The organism is Gordonia sp. PDNC005 (assembly GCF_016919385.1).
Classification (GTDB): domain Bacteria; phylum Actinomycetota; class Actinomycetes; order Mycobacteriales; family Mycobacteriaceae; genus Gordonia.
Genome location: NZ_CP070351.1, coordinates 3632639 through 3652450 on the forward strand (window position 1 = coordinate 3632639; position 19812 = coordinate 3652450).

Genomic DNA, 19812 nt, shown 5'->3' on the forward strand with positions numbered 1-19812 from the left:
TTCCGATACAGCAGACTGCCGAGTTCGAGGTATAGCCAGCTGTAGTGTCATCGTCCGACGGCTACGGCAGACTCATGTCTGTGAATCGACAGCGTGAGCCCCGTCCGATGCGGACGTGGTGGAACGCTCTGCGGTTCGTCGCCGTCGAGACTGCGGCCGCCGTGGGCTCCACCGCGATCGGGATGGTGCTGCTGCTGGTGTCGCCGCTCATGCTGTTCACGGGCGGTTGGATCATCGTTCCGGCGCTCGCCGGGGTTCTTCATCGGTGGGCCGGACGTGCCCGGGCCCGGTCACGAACATTTCTCGGTCGGCCGCAGACCCTCGATCGAACATCTGGCGCCGTACCGGTCACGAGACGCGAACAGCTGAGGGCCGCACTGTCTCGAACTACCGGACGGGAACTCTGGTGGCTGGTCCTGCACGGGCTCCCTGCCCTGATCATCGGCCTGATCACGGTCGCAGTGCCCCTCGGAGTGGTGTCGTCGCTGTCGGTCCTGATCCGCTGGCAGTACGCCGCCGAGGGTGAACCCCTCATCGGTCCATTCACCGTCACCTCGTGGGCGCAAGCGGCGTGGGCGCCGGTGGCGGCCCTCGGCTACGGGCTCCTCGCATGGTGGCTCGTTCCCGCAATCGCAGCGTTGTTCGCGCGGACCACCGACGCGGCACTGACGCCGTCCCGCCGCACCGAACTGGCGGCCCGCGTCGACTCGCTGACTCTCAGCAGGGCCGCGGCGCTCGACGCTCACACCGCCGAGCTCCAACGCATCGAGCGCGACCTCCACGACGGAGCGCAGAACAGGCTCGTCGGCGTCGTCATGATGCTCGGCCTGGCTAGGCGGGCCCTCGATTCCGGCGACCCCACCGCCGTCGACTACGTCGAACGGGCACAACAGGCCGCGTCTGACGCGCTGGCCGGACTGCGCTCGACGGTCCACGACATCTATCCGCCGGTGCTCGCCGACCTAGGTCTGTCCGGTGCACTGTCCGCGGTGGCAGGACGCAGCGCCGTGCCGTGCGATCTACAGGCCGACGATGTTCCGCGAGTGCCGGCCGCGGTGGAGGCCGCGGTGTACTTCGTCGTCGCGGAGTCGCTGAACAACGTCGCCAAGTACTCGAATGCCACACACGCGCAGATCAGCCTGACACACGACCGGCCCACCGATCGCCTTGTCGTCGAGGTGGTCGACGACGGTGTCGGAGGCGCCTCTATCCGGCCCGACGGTGGCCTCGAGGGGATCGTTCGGCGGGTCCAGGCGTTCGAGGGGACCATGACCTTGTCCAGTCCGGTGGGCGGCCCCACCGTTGTGAGAACGGAAATGCCATGCGGATCGTGATCGCCGAGGACGACACCCTGCTCAGGGAGGGGCTAGCGCTGTTGTTGCGGAGCGAGGGTTTCGACGTCGTCGCGGCCGTCGACACCGGCGAGGCGTTCCTCGGCATGCTCGACGACGCCGACGCCGCTGTTCTCGACGTACGGATGCCTCCGACGTTCACCGTCGAAGGACTCGAGGCAGCTCGTGAGGCGCGGCGACGCCGGCCAGGATTCCCCGTGCTCGTGCTGTCGGCGTACGTCGAGGACAGGTACGCCGGACAACTCGTCGCCGAGGGCGCCGACGGCCTGGGATACCTGCTGAAGGAACGCGTGGGCGACGTCGCCGCATTTGTCGACGCACTCCGCCGAGTGGCTGCGGGCGGCACGGTGATGGACCCGGAAGTGGTGTCTCAGCTGATGAGCAGGAGGGCGACCGGCGATCCGGTGCGAGCGCTGACCCCGCGGGAACGCGAAGTCCTCGGTCTCATGGCCGAAGGACTCGACAACCAGACGATCGCCGAGCGTCTGGTTGTGAGCGACACGGCTGTCAGCAAGCACATCGGCAACATCTTCGCCAAGCTCGGTCTGTCCCCGTCCGACGGAGGGCACCGGCGAGTGTTGGCCGTGCTCGCGTACCTGCAGGACTGATCAGCCGGGAAACTCCAACTCGCTGAGCAGATCGAGCAGCGCCGGGTGGTCGGGTGCATGACGCAACGCCTCCTGCACGAGGGCGAGGGCGTCTGCGGTCAGGCCGTCCTCGGCGGCTATGGTCGCGGAGAGGTGCAGAACCGGGATCAACAGGCCGATCCAGTTTGCGGCCCGGGCGCGTGCCGCCACGTCCAGGAGCAGCGCGCTGGAACGCTCCGGGTCGGACACCCGCACGATGTCGGCTCGCGCGAAGTCGAGGCGGGCTCGTTCGAAGTCGACGGGTGCTCCCGTCGCCAACTCTTCGTATGCCTGGTCGGCACGCGCGAGATAGGCATCCGCGCCGTCGTGGTCACCCGCGAAGTACGCCGTCAGTGCGGCCGTGCGCAGGCAGTCCGCCGCGTCGAATCCCGCACCTGACTCCGAGTACCAGGTGACGGCGGCATCGAGGTCGGCGAGAGCTTCGGGGAACTGCTGCTGGTCGGCGTGCTCGACGGCCCGCGCGGCGTGGAGCTGCGCCTGAACCACCGGTGGCACATGGTCGGTGTACGCGTCGATCACCCGGGTGTACGACTCCACCGAATCGCCGGAGCGTCCCGCAGCCGACTGCGCGCGTGCCAAGACCTGCATGCCCTGCATCTGTGCGCCGATGTCGCCGCGCGTCTCCATCGTCGCCACCGCCGACTCCACGAGTTCGATCACAGCGAGCGGGTCCTCCTCACGCATCAGCATGATGTGCCCGAGGTCGAAACGCGCGATGTCGGCGGCCCCATCGTCGCCTTCGACCATCCACACCGCAAGAGCCCGCTCGGCGTCGTCCCGTGCTACGTCGACGTCGTCGAGGTCGAGCCGCAGCGCCGATCGTGACGCCAGGACCTCGGCCAACAACGAGTACCGTGCAACGGTCTCCGCCTCACCGAGCAGGAGGAGCGCGGCAGCGCCGTCCGTCCGCGCAGCCACCCCGGCCGCAAGCTGGAGCGCCCCGACGAGTTCCGATCGATACAGCAAAGCCTGGTCGGCGTCGCTCGCGAGGTCCGCGGCGCGCCGAGCCGCCACCAGCGCGGCATCCACCTCGCGCGACGGGTCGAAACCGTCGGATCCGCGGGCGAGTTCACCGAGCACGTCCACCCTCAGGCGGTGCAGCGCGGATCGGGAGGCCGCCGCGTCGGCGTCCACCGAACCTGTCGCCGCGAGTGCCTCCGGATCGTCCAGGAGGGGAATCTCCCCGGCGTCCACCCGGTCGAGCACTGCCAGGCCCTCGTCGACAGCCGCGAGCGCGCGGGTCGGGTCGAACGGGGCGAGAGCCATGCCGAGGAGCCGTGCGAAGTTCGCACGTGCGCCCGCGCTCCATTCCGGATCCGCGTCGCGCCAACCGACGAGCAGGTCGGGCGACGCTCCGCCGCTGTGCACCTCGAGCAGTGCCGCGAGCAGGTCCGACTGCGCTGACCACGCCGGGTAGCCCGACCGGCTCGAGTCTGCCGCGGCGCGGAGTTCCTCAACGGCCCCATGCGGATCGGTACGGCGGCGATCCCAGGCCAACATGTGCCGCGCTCGGATGCGAGTCCGGCCGGACAATTCCTCGACCCGCGGCCGCAACGCGTCCGCACACTGTTCTGCTCGGCGCGGTGATGAGGACGCGAACGCCGAGAGGCCAGACACCAGCTCCGCCGCCGTCCGGTTCGCGATCGGCTTCACCCGAGCGTCGGCCTTGGTCTGCAGGGCGGTGGTCGAACGGACTGCCAGTACCTCTTCGAGCGCCGACGACACGGCGTCCGACGCGTTGCGCACGTCGAACCGACCCGCCGTCACCCGGACGTAGTCGGCGAGTTCGGCGGCCACCTGCGACGCGGCGACCGGCCCGGGCACCCCGTCCTCGTCGCGTCGAACGACGACGGTGTCGGCGTCGCTGTCCGCGGCCGAAGCGAAGGTCGCCGACAGGGCCGCGGCGAGTTGTGCCGCCGACAGGGGGTTCGGGCACTGGTCGACGACGTCCGCATGCCGGAGAGCCATCGGCAGCGCATCGGCGAGCGCGTCGACCCGCAGGAGTGCGACCATCGCGTGAGCGATGTGCCCGTACAGGTGAACCGGGCCGTACGTCTCCTCCAGCGACCGCGCCGCCCTGATCACGTCGTCACGACGTCCGGCGCGACCCCACGCCTCGATCAGCGCGCCGTACGTCTCCGCCGGATAGAAGCCGCACCGTTCCGCCGGATCTCCGTCGAGGTCGGGAGTCGACAGCGCCTCGGCCTGCGCGTACGCACCCGCCGCGACGTAGACCGCACCCACGGTCGCACGCGTTCCCGGCCCGCAGGTCCCGGCGGGCGGACGATAGTCGACACATTCGTCGAGAATCCGGATCGCGTCGTCCGACCGGCCCTGATGGACCGCGATGTCCGCGTGCACGGCCGCTTCCACGGCGGGCGCGTAGTACACCGTCCCCTTGACTCTCCTCGACCAGTCGTCGGTGATGCCGCGGATCTGCTCCAGGGACAACTCGGGGATTCCGGTGAGCGAGTCGAGGAGGTCGACGACGGTCGTCTGGAACTGCTCCACCTGCCAGTCGTCCAACTCGAAGTCGGCGCCGTGGGCGTCCTGCGTCCGGTACAACCAGGCGACGAGTGTGAGCACATCGGTGGTCCGGCCCGCCCAGAGCGCGGAGTACGCGCCCTCGAGTCGCGTGAGCACCCGCAGGTCGAGGTCGCCGGTCTCGTCGGCCCGCGCGATCAGCGACGGGAACGGACCGAAGTCCTCGTGCCCGAAACGCGGGTCGCCGTGCCGCGCCATCCAGAGGTCGTCGAGGATCTCACCGATCGCCGGGTTGATGTGCGGGCCGCTCATTCCACGTCTCCCTCGATGCTGTCCCGGGTCGCGAGATCGGCGAGCAGGGTGATCGCCGAGTCGAGTTCGGACGCGGCAGCCACCCGCACCGACCGACGGGCGCGGAGCATCGCCTGGCTGTAGATCACTCGGATGAGAGCTCCGGCGACAACGTCGTCACCCAGGGTCGGGAGACGTTTCACCAGGGCGTTGGTCGCGTTGAGGACCAGAACCGGCCGCGTCGGCGGGACGTCGCCGTCGTCGAGCGCTGCCAACGCGGCCAGCCACGCGTCCGGTTCACCCGCGGCCTCCGACAGCATCTCGGTCCGATCTTGTGCGATGCGCGCCGAGTCGTCGGTCAGCAGCAGCGCGGACACTCCGTCGGGCTCGAACTCTCGCAGGCTCACCTCGCAGTCGAAAGGCGAGACCGCACGTCGAGCGAGGTGGACGGCCGCGTCGAACTCCGCGCGCAGTTCCGCGCTCGGCGTCGACAATGCGGACAGCAGAAACTGTTGCCCGATGGGTTCGCACTGCAGCTGCGGGTCTGCGGCGATCAACGCTCGGATGACGGCGGTCTCGAAAGCGTGCCCTGCGTTGACCAGGCCGATTCCCCGCCCGGCGAGGATGTCGGCGAGCACCCGGTAGTCGTCGACGCTGCCCGCATACCGGATCGTGTCGAAGCGGGCGCGGAACGTGGCCAGTGGCATCGGACCGACGTTGGTGTCGAAGACGCAGTGCTTGTCGACGAAGCCCAGCAGTTCCGGCCGGTGAGCGGCGAGGGCTTTGACTCCCTGCTCGTGCACGTTGAGGAACCGTTCCCGCACCACCGGACGCGACCCGAGGCCCGTCAGCCACCCGGAGATCTGCTCACCGAGCGACACCGACACGGCCTCGAACAGGTCGTCACGGACCAGTCCTTCCCGCGACGCCGTCGGCTTCAGTCCGGTCGAGTCGACGACGAGCCGCACGAAGTACGCCCATTCCGGGACCAGGGCGGGGACGTCACCGACCAGGAGGCCCTTCACGTACACACGATGAGTGGCCCTGGCGACGAGGTCACCACCGCTCGGCCGCACGAACGCGACGCCGCGCATACCGGCTTCGGGGACGTCGACGTCGAACATCTCCAACGGTGTGAAGCCGAGTTCGTCCTGGCTGAACGCGACACGCGCGGCGTCTCGGCCGCCGGACGGGCCCCCGAACAGGCCGGGACCTTCGTTGACGCGCTCGCCGTTGACCAGTACCGGGGTCGGATGCATGGCGGTGTACTCGGCGGCGAGGGCCCGGACCTTCTCCGGCGCGAGCCATGAGCGAGTGTCCGGGCGGGCGGTGATGCGGACAGTGGTTCCGGTGGCCTTGCGGTCGCCGGGTGTGAGTTCAACCTCGCCCGTTGATGTACCGGTCCAGACGACGGCGTCGGCGTCGTCCGCGCGGGAGGTGACTTCGATGCGGTCGCCGACGAGGAATCCGCTGAGGAGACCAACACCGAACTGGCCGATCTGAGAGGTCGATCCGAACCCGAACGGGTCGCGCTTGGAGCTGGCGCCGATGGTCCCGAGCAGACGCGCGATGGTGTCGCCAGTCATGCCGACCCCCTGGTCGGCGATCTCGAAGACTGATCCGTCCGCCGTGATCTCGATCGGCGCATCCGACCGATCAGCCTCCGACTGCGCGTCGATCGCATTCTGGAGCAACTCACGGACGTACACGCCCGGCCCCGTGTAGAGATTGGTCCCGAGCACGTCGATCAACGCACTCAGATCGACGTCGAACACACTGGCGTCATCCATGCGTCGATCGTACGTTCACGCACGTCTGCCGTCGTCCGCCCGAAGTCGCATCGTCGTGAACAAGGTGCCGCAAAAGTCACATAAGGGCGGTGTACGAAACACACCCCGGTGTTGCCTTTCGGCCAGGGCGTGAGTTTCGTGCTCCCTGCGATGCCAGGGAACTGCTCCCCGACGACCAAAAGATCGCCCCGCGAACCGAAGTGGTTCGCGGGGCGATCGTGGTGAAGCGACTCTTACAGAGCGGAGATGATGTCTTCCACTCGGTCCTTCGCGTCACCGAACAGCATCTGCGTGTTCTCGCGGAAGAACAGCGGGTTCTGGACACCGGCGTAACCGGCGGCCATCGAACGCTTGAACACGATGACGTCCTTGGCGTTCCAGACCTCGAGGACCGGCATGCCCGCGATCGGCGAGCTCGGATCCTCCGACGCCGCCGGGTTCACCGTGTCGTTGGCGCCGATGACCAGCACGACGTCGGTCTCCGGGAAGTCGTCGTTGATCTCGTCCATTTCCAGAACGACGTCGTACGGCACCTTCGCCTCGGCGAGCAGCACGTTCATGTGGCCGGGCAGACGGCCGGCGACAGGGTGGATGCCGAAGCGGACGTCGACGCCCTTCGCGCGCAGTTTGGCGGTCAGATCGGCCACCGGGTACTGCGCCTGTGCGACGGCCATGCCGTAACCCGGCGTGATCACGACGGACGATGCGCCTGCGAGGAGCTCGGCGGCGGCGTCGGCCTGGATCTCGCGGTGTTCGCCGTAGTCCTTGTCCTCGGCCGGGCCGGCTTCGATGCCGAAGCCGCCTGCGATGACGGAGATGAACGAGCGGTTCATCGCCTTGCACATGATGTACGACAGGTACGCACCCGAGGAGCCGACGAGCGCACCGGTGACGATCAGCAGATCGTTGCTGAGCAGGAAGCCCGACGCGGCCGCGGCCCAACCGGAGTACGAGTTGAGCATCGACACGACGACCGGCATGTCGCCGCCGCCGATCGAGGCCACCAGGTGCCAACCGAGGAACAGCGCGAGCGCGGTGATGACCGCGAGCAGGACGTAACCGGTGGTGTCGTCCTTGGCGTCACGCGCCACGTAGATGCCGGTCAGCACTGCGAACACGACGATCGAACCGACGTTGATGAAGTTCTTGCCGGGCAGCATCAGCGGCGACGACTTGATCTTCGCCGACAGTTTCAGGTTGGCGACGATCGAACCGGTGAAGGTCACGGCGCCGATGAAGATGCCGATCGCGACCTCTGCGGCGTGGATACCCGTGAGGGCGCCCGCATCATCGGGGTTGACACCCTCGAGGTGAGCGCCGGTGATGGCGCCGTTCCAGCCGATGAGGACGGCGGCGAGACCGACGAACGAGTGCAGGAGAGCTATGAGCTCGGGCATGCCCGTCATCTCGACGATCTTCGCTCGCCAGAGGCCGATCAGGGCGCCGATGACAACGGCGCCGCCCATCAGGCCGATGGAGATCCACTTGCCGTCGAGATCGGTCATGTTGTCGACGGCGAGGGCGATCGTCGCGATGATCGCGACGGCCATGCCGACCATGCCGTACGTGAGGCCGCTCTTGGCGGACTCGTGCTTGCTCAATCCGGCCAGCGACAGGATGAACAGGAGCGACGCGACGATGTACGCCGCAACAGTGATCGAATTGATGTCCATGGACGTCAGGCCCCCTTGCTGAACATGGCGAGCATGCGTCGGGTCACTGCAAAGCCGCCGAAGATGTTGATGGAGGCGAGCAGGATCGCGATCGCGGAGAGCACGCGAATCGTGGTGTCTTCGGTGGCGATCTGCAACAGCGCGCCGACCACGACAACGCCGGAGATGGCGTTGGTGACCGACATCAGCGGCGTGTGCAGCGCGTGTGCGACCTTGCCGATGACGTAGTAGCCGATGACGATCGCCAGCATGAGCACCGTGAAGTGCTGCGGGATCGGATCGGGCGCGACGGCGACGACGAGGCCGTACAGGACGATGCCGGCAAGGACGAGGGCGACCTTCTTGCCGGCCGACATCGGAGCCTTGGGCTCGGCGACCGGCGCGGGCTCGGCCGCGGCGGCCTTCGGAGCTGCGGACACCTGGACGGGCGGCGGCGGCCACATGCCTTCGCCGTCACGCGTCACCGTGATGCCGCGCTGGACGATGTCGTCCATGTCGAGCGTCAGCTCACCGTCCTTCGACGGGGTGAGGAGCTTGAGCAGGTTGACGATGTTGGTGCCGTACAACTGCGACGTCTGAGCGGCCAGCCGGCCTGCCAGGTCGGTGTAGCCGAGGATCGTGACGCCACCGTCGGTGACGACCTTCTCGTCGGTGACCGTGCCTGCGGCATTGCCGCCGTTGGCGGCCGCCATGTCGACGATCACGGACCCGTGCTTCATGCCCGCGACGGTCTCCGGCGAGAGGAGCTTGGGAGCCGGACGGCCGGGGATCAGCGCTGTCGTGATGACGATGTCGGCGGCACGCGCCTCCTCGTCGTACATCGACGCGGTGGCGGCCTCCTGCTCGGCGGTCATCTCCTTGGCGTAGCCGTCTTCAGACTTCTCCGCCTCGAATTCGACGTGCACGAACTCCGCGCCCATCGACTCGACCTGCTCGGCGACCTCGGGACGCACGTCGAACGCACGAACCACGGCGCCCATCGCGGACGCGGCGCCGATCGCGGCCAGACCGGCCACACCGGCGCCGACCACGAACACCCGAGCGGGCGGGATCTTGCCGGCTGCGGTCACCTGACCGGTGAACATCCGGCCGAACTCGTGTGCCGCCTCGACGACGGCGCGGTAGCCCGCGACGTTCGCCATCGACGACAACACGTCCATGGACTGCGCGCGCGAGATGCGCGGGACAGCATCCATGGCGAGCGCGGTGACGCCTGCGTTCGTCAGCTTCTCAACGAGTTCGGGGTTGCGCGCCGGGGCCATCATCGAGATCAGCACTGCGCCGCGGCGCATGCGAGCGATCTCGGCGTCGGTCGGAGCGTTCACCTTGACGACCACGTCGGCGGCCCACACGTCGTCGGTCGAACCGACTCGTGCGCCCGCCTCGGTGAACGCCGCGTCGGGCTGTTCCGAGAGCGAACCCGCACCGGCCTCGACGAGGACGTCGTATCCGAGCTGCTGCAGCTGGCCGACCGTCTTCGCGGTCGCAGCGACGAGCGTCTCGCCTGTCTTGGACTCCTGAGGGATGCCGATCAGCATGTCGATGCCTCTCCTGCATTCATATCTGTTGTTCTCACCTTGATCTGATCGCCGCATCAGACAAGATCGACGGGCACAAGGTACAGGTCAACGCCAGGAGCTCCCGCTCCGGAGAACGGTTCCATAGTGACCGGCAAGTGCTTCATCGAACTCGCGCGATGCTGCAGGAAACGTGGGGTAACCCGCATGATGGAAAACGTGGGACGAACTTAGCACGGGGTAAGAATCACCCAAGAGTGCCTGTAAGTCAGATCACAGCACTGCTAGATGTGTGCTGCGGCGGATGCGCCGGCACGCCTGCCGAAGTAGGAGCCTTCTCCGAGCTGAGTGCCCGAAGCGTAGCCCTTTCCGTCCTGCGCAAGATTGGCTGCGCAGGCTCCGGCGGCGTACAGGCCCGGGATTACCGAACCGTCCTCGTGCAGAACCGCGCCGTCGACAGTGGTCGCCATTCCGCCGATGGTGAAACCTGCGTACAGCGCCTTGCCGAGGCTCATGTCGAAGGCCGCCCACGGCCCGCGATCCTGCGGGGCGAGGAACTCGGGGCTCTTGTGGAAGTCGGGATCCTCGCCGTTTGCAGCATAGGTGTTGTACCGGTCCAGAGTCGAAACGAGGGTGTCACGATCGAGGCCGAGACCGTCGGCCATCTCCTCCACCGTCTCCCATCCGTCGATGAACGGGCACAGCGGGAACTCGGGCCGCTGCATGTGCGCTTCGTCCACGATCAGATACGCGGCTCGATCGGTCTGGTCCATCACGAATCCCGACGTGCGGGAGTGATAAGAATCTTCGGCGACGAACCGCTTTCCCTCCTTGTTGACGGCGAGACCGGTCAACAGAATCGACGGCGGGTACACGGGTGCGGTGATGAACGCCTGGTCCATGTGCTTGAGTTTGGCGCCGACCGAAACGCCCATGCGGATGCCGAGACCGTCGTCGTAGGTGCTGCCGAGTGTGAACGGCTTCTCGGCGAGCTGCGGAACGTACTCGGCGACCATGTCGGGGTTCATCACAAACCCGCCTGCCGCGATGATCACCGATTTGGCCTTGATGCAACCTTCGGTCGCACCGTCCTTGAAGCGGGCGCCGACCACCGCGCCGGAGTCGTCGACGATCAGGGCGCGGCCACCCACCTCGTAGCGGATCGGGACGCCGAGCTCACCGAGGCGGTCGACGAGTAGGCCGATCACCATGCCCGCGCCGCCGGTGTCGCCGGGCACCGGCACTTTGTGGCCGCGGGGCGCCGGGATCGCCTGATCCTTGTACGGCCAGACCTTCTCGTTGCCGGTGAACATCAGTCCCTGCGTCTGCGGCTGAATGACGGCCTTCTCCGGGTAGTAGGAGCGCTCGAACTCGAAGCCGAGGTTCTCCAGCCAACCGAAGTGCTCAACACTGTCGTCGCAGTAGGCACGGATCTTGTCGGGTTCGGGATCGCGGGAGACGGCGGTCAGGTACTTGGCCATCTCGTCGGCACTGTCATCGTGGCCTGTCGCCTGTTGGACGGCGGTTCCTCCCCCGAGGTAGAAGTGCCCGCCCGCCATGCAACTGGTGCCGCCTGCCGCCGCCGACCGTTCGAGCACGATGACACTCGCACCCGCCGCCGCGGCCTCGACTGCGGCACAGCACCCGCCGATCCCCGCACCGAGAACCAGCACGTCCACGTCGTCCGTGTACTCCGCGACATCGTTCGCATCAACTGTTTCCGGGATGTCCAAGCCACTCATGGACGCCAGCCTAGACGATGTTCTAGAACATGTTCTAGTGTCACTGGAACTCGAAGCGAGAGGAGTCACGATGACCAGGCATCACACGGTGGACGTCGGCGACATCACGATGCACGTCACCGAGCGGGGCGAGGGCGACGCCATAGTCCTGTGCCACGGCTTTCCCGGCCTCGGGTACAGCTGGCGGCACCAGATCGACGCGCTCGCCGACGCAGGCTATCGAGTGATCGCCCCCGACATGCGCGGCTACGGTCGGACCGACGCACCGTCCGATCCACGGCTGTACGACCGCGAGCACACTGTCGCCGACATGGTCGGCCTGCTCGACGCCCTCGACATCGACCGAGCAGTGTTCGGCGGCCACGACTTCGGCGCCCACCTGGTGTGGGACCTGCCAGCGCGCGTGCCCGACCGTGTCGTCGCGCTGGCGCAGTTCAGCGTTCCGCGCGTCGCACGGATGCCGGTGCGGCCCAGCGTCGCGTTCGAGTACATGGCCAAGCAGCACTTTCTGCACCTGCACTACTTCCAGCGGCCGGGCGTCGCCGAGGTCGAACTCGACGCCCGTCCCCGCGAGTTCTTGGCGAAGCTGTTCCACGCTCTCAGCGGTGACGGCCGCTACCTCGACTGCTGGGGATTCGCGTCAGAAGGCAACGGGTACCTCGACGTGCTGCCGGAGCCGCCCGTCCTCCCATGGTCATGGCTGTCGGAGGCGGAGTTCAACGTGTACGTCGACGAGTTCGCACGCACCGGTTTCACCGGCGGTCTCAACTGGTACCGGGCCGAAGACCTGGTGTGGGAGCAGAACGCGGAATTCCACGACGTCCCCATCACGGTGCCGACAACGTTCATCGTCGGTGCCGAGGACCCAGTCCTGCAGATGATGGGCGACGATCCCCTCTCCCAGACTGCCGACCGCGTTCCCGGACTGCGGTCGACACACGTGATCCCGGGCGCGGGGCACTTCGTGCAGATGGAAGCCGCGGATCACGTCAATCGGATCCTCATCGACTTCCTCGACGGGCTGGGGCGCGCCCCTTAACGCCACACCCAGAACGTGATGATGCGGCGCGGACCGTCGAACCCGTATCCGAGATACACGCCGTTGCCGAGCCTACGGATCTCGTCGTGCAGGCCGCTGCGTGCGTAGTCGATGCGGATCACGCGCTTCCCGTCGACCGCCGAACGCCCGTAGTAGACGTTCGCCGGCAGCGCCTCGCCGCCGAGCACGCGGTTGGTGAGCCATCCGCGGTAGAAGTGCTTGCCCGCCCACACACCGCCGATGGCCGACGACGCCCCGTTGTTCGGGCCTCCGATCGGCCGCGCCTGTCCGTTGTAGACGCCGACCGGCAGAGCGCCCGCCTGCGCCGCGCGGAACAGTCGGTCGACGCCCGCCTGACTGCACGTGTTTCGCAACGCGGACACGGTCGCAGCCTTCGACGTCGCCGCGATGACAGTCGTCGGGCACCTCGGCGCGGCGTCCGCCTGTGCGGGGACCGCGACGAGCGCAGCCGTCGCCGCACACCCGGCCGCGAACACAGACAAGGACTTCCGAACGTTCATGATGGACCTCTCGTGAGTCAGGGTTCCCGGCCTCATTCAAGTCTGCGCGCCCGCGGCCCCGATCGGTAGACCCGGATTCAGTCGGCGTCCGACAATGGCCCCGCATCCGCTCCCTTCAACGACATCCGCTCCCTTCCCGGAGGGAACAGATGTCGCTGGAGGGAGCGGATGTAGCGGAAAGGAGCGGATGGAGGTCACCCGCTGCGCCGCTCACGTGCTCATTTGACGAGGGTCAGGACTTGACCAGGCGCGTGATGGCCTTCATCGCCTCGGCGATCTTCTCGTCGGCCGCCTCATCGCTCTCGCGGGCGGCGGATACCACACAGTGGTTCATGTGGTCCGACAGCAGCCCGAGGCTCACCGCCTCGAGCGCCTTCGTCATCGCCGACACCTGCGTGAGGATGTCGATGCAGTACGCCTCTTCCTCGACCATCCGCTGGAGGCCGCGAGCCTGCCCCTCGATCAGCTTCAGACGACGGACGTACCCGGCCTGATTGCCGATGTATCCGTGATGACCGTGGTCGCCTTCGTCAGTGTTGTCGTGTGCGCACATGGCCCACCCTTTCGCCTATACCCCCTGCTGGTATCAGTGATACCCGCTCAGGACGATTTCGTCTACCCCTGCGGGGTATCTGACGGTGTCACTCGGGGAGTCGTGACGCGATCTCAGCGATGGCGCCCGCGACATCTCGGAGCGCCTCGCGGAGCTCTCGGGCGTCGTCGGCGACCGCTTCATCGCGTAGACGATCAGCCGCGCCGCGAACAGCGGCGGTCATCGCCTTGAGGTCGTCTCCGGTGAGGTCGGGCGTCGGAGCGGCGGCACGCCGCAGCGTCGTCGGCACCCCCATCCGCAGGGGATCGTCGTTCGAGGCGATGACCTGCAGGATCGACGTGGTCAGAACCGCGTCGGACGTCGGCCGGACCTCCATCAGAGTCGCGTCGGGATCGTCCCGGAAGACGACCGTCGTCGCACCTCCCGGCGCGTCGTCGCCCAGCGACGGCTCGTACGTGTTGTCGACCTTCTTGCGCTTGTGCTTCTGCCGCTTGCCCGACCGGTCGTCCGCGGGCACGAACTGCGCCGGACCGGAGGTCACCGACTCCTCGGACGTGATGATCACCGGTTCCGGATGGACGGCGACAGCACCGTCGGGTATCTCGATCGGCGCGACGTCGTCGACCGGACCCGACGGCGGGTCCACGGTGTCCACCTCGTCGACATCCACGACCTCAACATCGACGACGTCGACCTCAGCGGGCTCCACTGGGACCGGATCGGGCGGAATCGCGGCGACCGGGGTGGGCGGGGCGTCCCCGAACGTCCGCCAGGTGCCGTCCGGCGACGGAGGCACAAAAGGGGCGTCCTCGGGGCGGAGGGAAGGGAGGTCCGCGAAGAGTCGGTCCATGGCCGTCCGAGAGTCCACGTCGTGCGGCCACCCCGGCGGAGTGGGCAACGGCGCGAACGTCTCGGTCGGCGGGTCTGGATCCATGTCGAACGCGGACGGTGCGGGCCAGGGAGCCGTCGGAGGGAACGAGGGGCGGCTCGGCGGCACATACGCCGCAGCCGCGGCCGGCCTGCGGTCCATCGGCGAAGCAGGGTCGGCCCGTGGAGCCTCCATGACGGGCGGCGCAACGGACGCAGCCACACTGTGCGGTCCACTGTGGCCCCGGTAGAAGCGGCACGGCGACCCGTCGACGCCCGCCATCGGGCACGGGTCCTCGTCGCGGAGCATCTGCGCGCCGCGTGCGAAGTCGCCCCAGACCAGCCATCGCCTCCGACCGTGGTGCAGCTGGTCACCGTCCGATGCGTGGGCGCCGGGATGACCTTCGTAGAGGACACATCCGATGAGCCACTCGGCGTCGGGTCCGAGACTGAGGGCGGCGCGTTCGTCCGATGTGGCGACGATCGACGACCAGCATCGTCCACCACTCATGGACACACCCCTTCCCGGCTGCTGCTGTGTGCAGTGTACGGAGGTTGCCGGGCGGTATCTAGGAGGTTGGCACGGCGCGTTCGCGCGCCGCGACCAGCCGATCGCCGTCCAGCACGAACTGCCGAGACACCCGATTCACCGACGTCGCAGGGTGATCGGCACGTTGGTGGCAACCACGCGATTCCTCGCGATGCAGGGCCGCGGCGACGATCGCGCGGGCGGTGAGGGTGAGTGCGGCGTCCTCCGCGGACCGCAGGTCCGTCAGGGGACGCAGCGGCGAACCGTCGAGCAACACGGCGACCGATTCGAGTCCCGCGGCGTCGCGATCGAGGGCGACGTCGTGCGACATCGCGTCCTGAAGTGCAGTCCGGTCGCAGGTCCGAGCCGCACCCGACTCCGGCACATCGACCTCGACAACCCGACGCCCGGCCCTCGACGACGCCTCGACCGCGCTCCGACGGCCCATCACAAGACCTTCGAGAAGGCTGTTGGACGCGAGGCGGTTCGCGCCGTGCAGCCCGGTGCGGGCGGTCTCACCTGCGGCGAGGAGTCCCGGCACGCTGGTGCGACCGTCGCCGTCGGTGGCGACGCCTCCGCACAGGTAGTGCGCGCCGGGGACCACCGGAAGGTAGCCGCCGGTCACGTCCAGCCCCGACGCGCGGACACCGGCGGTGACTGTAGGGAAGCGGTCGGCGAAATCGGCGACACCGGTGATGTCCAGGTGCACGCAGTCCGCGCCCGTCCGCTCCATCGCGGCGGCCACGGCGCGGGCGACCACGTCACGCGGGGCGAGATCACCGAGCGGGTGGACTCCGGCGGTCACAGACTGGCCGTTCACGTCGACGAGCCTTCCGCCTTCACCTCGAACCGCCTCACTGACCAGTGTCCGACGTCCACGGGCGCCCGGGACGAACAGCATGGTCGGGTGGAACTGCACGAACTCGAGGTCGGCGACGGCCGCACCGGCTCGAAGAGCGAGCGCGATCCCGTCTCCGGTGGCGCCTGCCGGGTTGGTGGTGGCGGCGTACACGTGGCCCACTCCGCCGGTCGCCAGCAGGACCGTCGGCGCCCACGCGACACTCTGCACGCCCGACGTCACGTACGCCGCACCGACGACTTCGCCGTCGTGCACGAGGACGTCCGACGCCCATGTGTCGTCGAGGACCGTCAGCCCGGCGCGCCCGGCGGCCTCCCCCAGTGCCTGCTGCACACGGGCCCCGGTCGCGTCGCCGCCTGCGTGGATGATGCGGCGGACACTGTGTCCTCCCTCGCGGGTGCGCAGGAATCGACCCTGGACGTCGGTGTCGAAGTGTGCGCCCCGATCCACGAGTTGGCTCACCGCGGGCCAACCGTCGGCCAGGATCGGCCTGGTGGACGTCGGATCGGTGAGGCCGGCGCCTGCGTTCAGGGTGTCGCTGACGTGCAGTTCGATCGAGTCGTCGGGGATCGCCGGATCGACGACGGCGATGCCACCCTGGGCGTAGAAGGTCGAGGTCGGATGTTCGGCGTCGCCCGGATTCCACCGCTGCCCCTTGTTGAGGACCACCACGTCGAGCCCGCGCTCGGCCGCCGACAGCGCGGCCGTGAGCCCGGCGATCCCGGCACCGATCACAACGAGGTCGGCACGACGTTCCGTGCGTGCACCCATGACATCCTCCTGCCCGACCCGACCACCAACCAGTTATCGACTCAGAATCGAAAACTCTGGTCGACGGTAGTCCTGCGCGGGGCGCGAGGCAATGACGAATCGGACGCGGGCGTCGGAACCAACTAGACTCCTCAGGCGTGACGACCGTCGAACCCGATCCGGACTCTGGCCGAGGCGCCCTGCCCGCCGTGTCGCCGATCAGCGAAGTCGGCCGTTTCACGTCGACTTCCGTACATGCGGCGGCCGGAGTGGGGCGGCTCGCCGTCGGCGCCGTCGGCGGACTCCTCCGTGGTCGGACGCCCGGCGCGGCGGATGTGGCCCGCGAGGTCCGACGCACCTTCGAGCACCTCGGCCCCACCTACGTGAAGCTCGGGCAGCTGATCGCGTCCAGCCCCGGAGTCTTCGGCCCGACGCTCTCGGGCGAGTTCGAGAGTCTCCTCGACCAGGTGCGCCCCCTCGACTTCTCCCAGGTCAAGGCCCTCTTCGTCGAAGACCTCGGAGCTGCGCCCGACGAGGTGTTCGCGACGTTCGACGAGACGCCGATCGCGTCGGCGTCCATCGCGCAAGTCCACACCGCGACGCTGCACAGCGGCGACGAGGTGGTCGTGAAGATCCAGCGGCCCGGCATCGCCGACCGCCTCGCACCCGACGTCGCGATTCTCGAACGCCTCGCCGGTCTCGTCGAGATCTCCGAGTACGGCCGCATGCTGTCGGCACGCCACGTCGTCGAGGACTTCGCCGACGGTCTCGGCGCCGAACTCGACTTCCGCAACGAGGCCGCGACGATGGCCGAGTGGTTCGAGTGCCTGCAACCCGGGCCCTTTGGAGACCGCGTCCGCGTCCCGCGTGTCTACCCCGAACTGACGACCCGCCGTGTCATGACGATGGAACGGATCTACGCCACTCGTATCGACGACGCCGCGGCAGTCCGCGCGGCAGGTCACGACGGTGAGGCGCTGGTCCGCAACCTGCTGCTGTCGCTGCTCGACTCGGCGTTCCACGGCGGGCTCTTCCACGGCGACCTGCACGCGGGCAACGTGCTCGTCGACGACGACGGCAAGCTCGTCCTCCTCGACTTCGGCATCGTCGGACGATTCGACGCCCGCACGCGCCGCATCCTCCGCCAACTTGTCGTGGACTTGATCGTGAAACAGGACTACGACTCCGCGGGCCGCGCCATCTTTCTGCTCGGTGCGGTCCACAACCCCGGTTCGACGTCGAAGGGCGGCGACGACCTGCGCAAGGTCACCTCGCCGCTGTCGACCACCGAACTCGGTTCGATGAGCTACACCGACCTCGGCAGGCAGCTCGCGGCCGTCGCGAAGGCGCACGACGCGCGGTTGCCGCGCGAGCTCGTGCTCGTCGGGAAGCAACTGCTCTACGTTGAGAAGTACATGAAGCTGCTCGCGCCTCGATGGAAGGCGATCAGCGACCGAGAGATCTACGGCTACATGGCCGGGATCATGAAGGAAGCCGAACGTGATCGAAGGAGCCGTCTGAAATGAAGCGCGTCCTACTGGCCTTCACTGCGTTCTTCGGCGTCGCGTTCATCGCGGCCGCCGTCGTGATCCCGATCTACCTGGTGCCGAAGCTGAAGGTGGTGCCGCTCGACCTCGACATCACATCCGTCGCGTCCACCGTCCCGGCCCAGGGCGAGACCGGCGACCGCTACCCCGCGGTCATCTTCGACCGTTGCTCTGTGACCAAGAAGAAGGCGGCGCAGTTCGACGCCAACCTGACTCAGCAGCGCCGTTCAGTGATCGTCGACCCGTCCGACGCCGACCAGGCCACTCTCCAGTCCGCGCAGACCGTGCGCATCGACCGCGTCCGCGATTCCGCCGGCAGGGAACGCGACCTGACGATGTCGACCGACGGCGAGCGAGCCTGCGACGACGCGCTGCTCACCGCGACAGTCGACCGTGTGTCGGTGAATCGCAAAACCTCGGTCCCGAACGGTGTCGTCAGTTCACTGCAGCTCGAGTCGGTTCCCGAGGGCGGCAACGTCGACGAGGCCTCGGTCCGCCTCGACGACCGCAAGGGCTTCCAGTACAAGTTCGGCTTCAACGTCCAGAAGCGCGAGTACTACTACTTCGACACAAACACACGCCAGGACTCCCCGGCGAAGTTCGTGGAGGAGAAGGTCATCAACGGCGTGAAGACCTATCACTTCGAGGCCGACGTTCCCGAGAAGGATCTGTCCGACCTGCCGAACCCGCAGGGCGACGCCGCACTCGGCACCATTCTGAACATGCCCGCCGGCTGGTGGGGCATCACCGGCAGGGGCGTCAAGGCCAAGGACATGGTCGAGATGCACCGCTACGGCGCCGCGACTCGCCACGTGTACGTGGAGCCGGTCACCGGCACGATCGTCTCCGGTTTCGAGGAGCAGCACCAGTACTTCAAGTCGCCCGACGACAGCTCGGAGACCCCTCGCGCCATCCGCGAATTCCGCATGGACGCTCTCAAGGCGACGTTCCAGTGGTCCGACGAGACGGTCGCACAGCAGACCGACCGGGCGAAGCACTACGTGAACCTCCTCAAGTGGGGCGGCACGTATGTACCGATCATCCTGGGCGTCCTCGGCGGCCTCCTCCTTCTCGCGTGGGTGTTCCTCGTCTGGCGTGGCCGCAAGAAGCCTGCCGGGTCGACCGACGACCCCCAGGACCCTCAGGACCACCCGGCGTTCAACGAGCCGACGGGAGACGCGCCGCCCGCCGTGGCCCTCGACAAGACGCCCGTCGACGACACACCGACCACGTCGTACGCGGTCAGCGACGGCGCGTACACGTACGACCCGTCGTCGTTCGGCGACCCGAATCACCAGCGCCCGACGTTCGCGGCTCCCTACGCGCCAGCGCCGGACACAACCGTGATCCCGCAGGTGGCACCCGAGGCCCCGGACACCACAGTGATCCCGGAACAGTCAGAGTGGCAGCGTGCCGTCCCCCAAGAGTCGGAGTGGCATCCCCGCCACGAGGCGCCCGACTCCGAGACGTCTGAGCCGACTACGCCCGGTCATGTCGCGCCGAGCCCTCTCGACGAAACGGACACCGGAGCATTCCGTTCACCGTTCGCCGACCCCACCCGACCTATGCCAGATCTCGACCAGAACCGCGATCGGTGACGGCCCGAGCAGCGTGAACTACCGGAGGAACGTCCGACAATGGCAGGTGGCGA

14 protein-coding genes are annotated in these 19812 nt (G+C 67.8%); 5 read left to right on the forward strand and 9 right to left on the reverse strand.

Annotated features, from left to right (window positions below):
* Positions 1-74 precede the first annotated feature (74 nt).
* A complete protein-coding gene (locus JVX90_RS17510; protein WP_240193942.1) occupies positions 75-1334 on the forward strand; it encodes a histidine kinase in 1260 nt (419 codons plus the stop codon).
* On the forward strand, positions 1322-1960 hold the full coding sequence (locus JVX90_RS17515) for a response regulator transcription factor (protein ID WP_205329948.1): 639 nt from the start codon (positions 1322-1324) through the stop codon (positions 1958-1960). Before JVX90_RS17510 ends, JVX90_RS17515 begins: the two co-directional genes overlap by 13 nt.
* On the opposite strand, the gene JVX90_RS17520 is transcribed toward JVX90_RS17515, so the two are convergent.
* The 5 genes from JVX90_RS17520 to JVX90_RS17540 all read right to left on the reverse strand — a co-directional run bounded on the left by JVX90_RS17520 (position 1961) and on the right by JVX90_RS17540 (position 11496).
* Positions 1961-4795, reverse strand: a complete 2835-nt coding sequence (locus tag JVX90_RS17520; protein ID WP_205329949.1) for a hypothetical protein — start codon at positions 4793-4795, stop codon at positions 1961-1963.
* On the reverse strand, positions 4792-6564 hold the full coding sequence (locus tag JVX90_RS17525; protein ID WP_205329950.1) for an HSP90 family protein: 1773 nt from the start codon (positions 6562-6564) through the stop codon (positions 4792-4794). Before JVX90_RS17525 ends, JVX90_RS17520 begins: the two co-directional genes overlap by 4 nt.
* 233 nt (positions 6565-6797) lie before the next feature.
* Positions 6798-8237: a Re/Si-specific NAD(P)(+) transhydrogenase subunit beta gene (gene pntB / locus JVX90_RS17530; protein ID WP_205329951.1), complete on the reverse strand. Its 1440-nt coding sequence runs from the start codon at positions 8235-8237 to the stop codon at positions 6798-6800.
* Between the two features lie 5 nt (positions 8238-8242).
* Positions 8243-9775 (reverse strand): Re/Si-specific NAD(P)(+) transhydrogenase subunit alpha, encoded by a 1533-nt coding sequence (locus JVX90_RS17535; protein WP_205329952.1) that lies wholly within the window; start codon positions 9773-9775, stop codon positions 8243-8245.
* 263 nt (positions 9776-10038) lie between these two features.
* Positions 10039-11496, reverse strand: coding sequence for an FAD-binding protein (locus JVX90_RS17540; protein WP_205329953.1), 1458 nt, complete (start codon positions 11494-11496; stop codon positions 10039-10041).
* A gap of 70 nt (positions 11497-11566) precedes the next feature.
* On the opposite strand from JVX90_RS17540, the gene JVX90_RS17545 reads away from it, so the two are divergent.
* A complete protein-coding gene (locus JVX90_RS17545) occupies positions 11567-12535 on the forward strand; it encodes an alpha/beta hydrolase (protein WP_205329954.1) in 969 nt (322 codons plus the stop codon).
* Here the strand turns inward: JVX90_RS17545 and JVX90_RS17550 are convergent.
* From JVX90_RS17550 to nadB, 4 genes are all read right to left on the reverse strand, one after another.
* Complete coding sequence (locus JVX90_RS17550; protein ID WP_240193943.1) at positions 12532-13056, reverse strand: hypothetical protein; 525 nt, start codon at positions 13054-13056, stop codon at positions 12532-12534. The two genes, JVX90_RS17545 and JVX90_RS17550, sit on opposite strands and share 4 nt — an antisense overlap.
* Positions 13057-13288: 232 nt before the next feature.
* On the reverse strand, positions 13289-13609 hold the full coding sequence (locus JVX90_RS17555; RefSeq protein ID WP_205329955.1) for a metal-sensitive transcriptional regulator: 321 nt from the start codon (positions 13607-13609) through the stop codon (positions 13289-13291).
* Positions 13610-13697: 88 nt separating this feature from the next.
* Complete coding sequence (locus tag JVX90_RS17560) at positions 13698-14987, reverse strand: hypothetical protein (RefSeq protein WP_205329956.1); 1290 nt, start codon at positions 14985-14987, stop codon at positions 13698-13700.
* Positions 14988-15045: 58 nt separating this feature from the next.
* Complete coding sequence (nadB, locus tag JVX90_RS17565; RefSeq protein ID WP_205329957.1) at positions 15046-16635, reverse strand: L-aspartate oxidase; 1590 nt, start codon at positions 16633-16635, stop codon at positions 15046-15048.
* Between the two features lie 137 nt (positions 16636-16772).
* On the opposite strand from nadB, the gene JVX90_RS17570 reads away from it, so the two are divergent.
* Positions 16773-18140 carry an AarF/UbiB family protein gene (locus JVX90_RS17570; RefSeq protein ID WP_205329958.1) on the forward strand — a complete coding sequence of 456 codons (1368 nt, stop codon included), beginning with the start codon at positions 16773-16775 and terminating at the stop codon, positions 18138-18140.
* Positions 18137-19759 (forward strand): DUF3068 domain-containing protein, encoded by a 1623-nt coding sequence (locus JVX90_RS17575; RefSeq protein ID WP_205329959.1) that lies wholly within the window; start codon positions 18137-18139, stop codon positions 19757-19759. Before JVX90_RS17570 ends, JVX90_RS17575 begins: the two co-directional genes overlap by 4 nt.
* Positions 19760-19812: the final 53 nt, after the last annotated feature.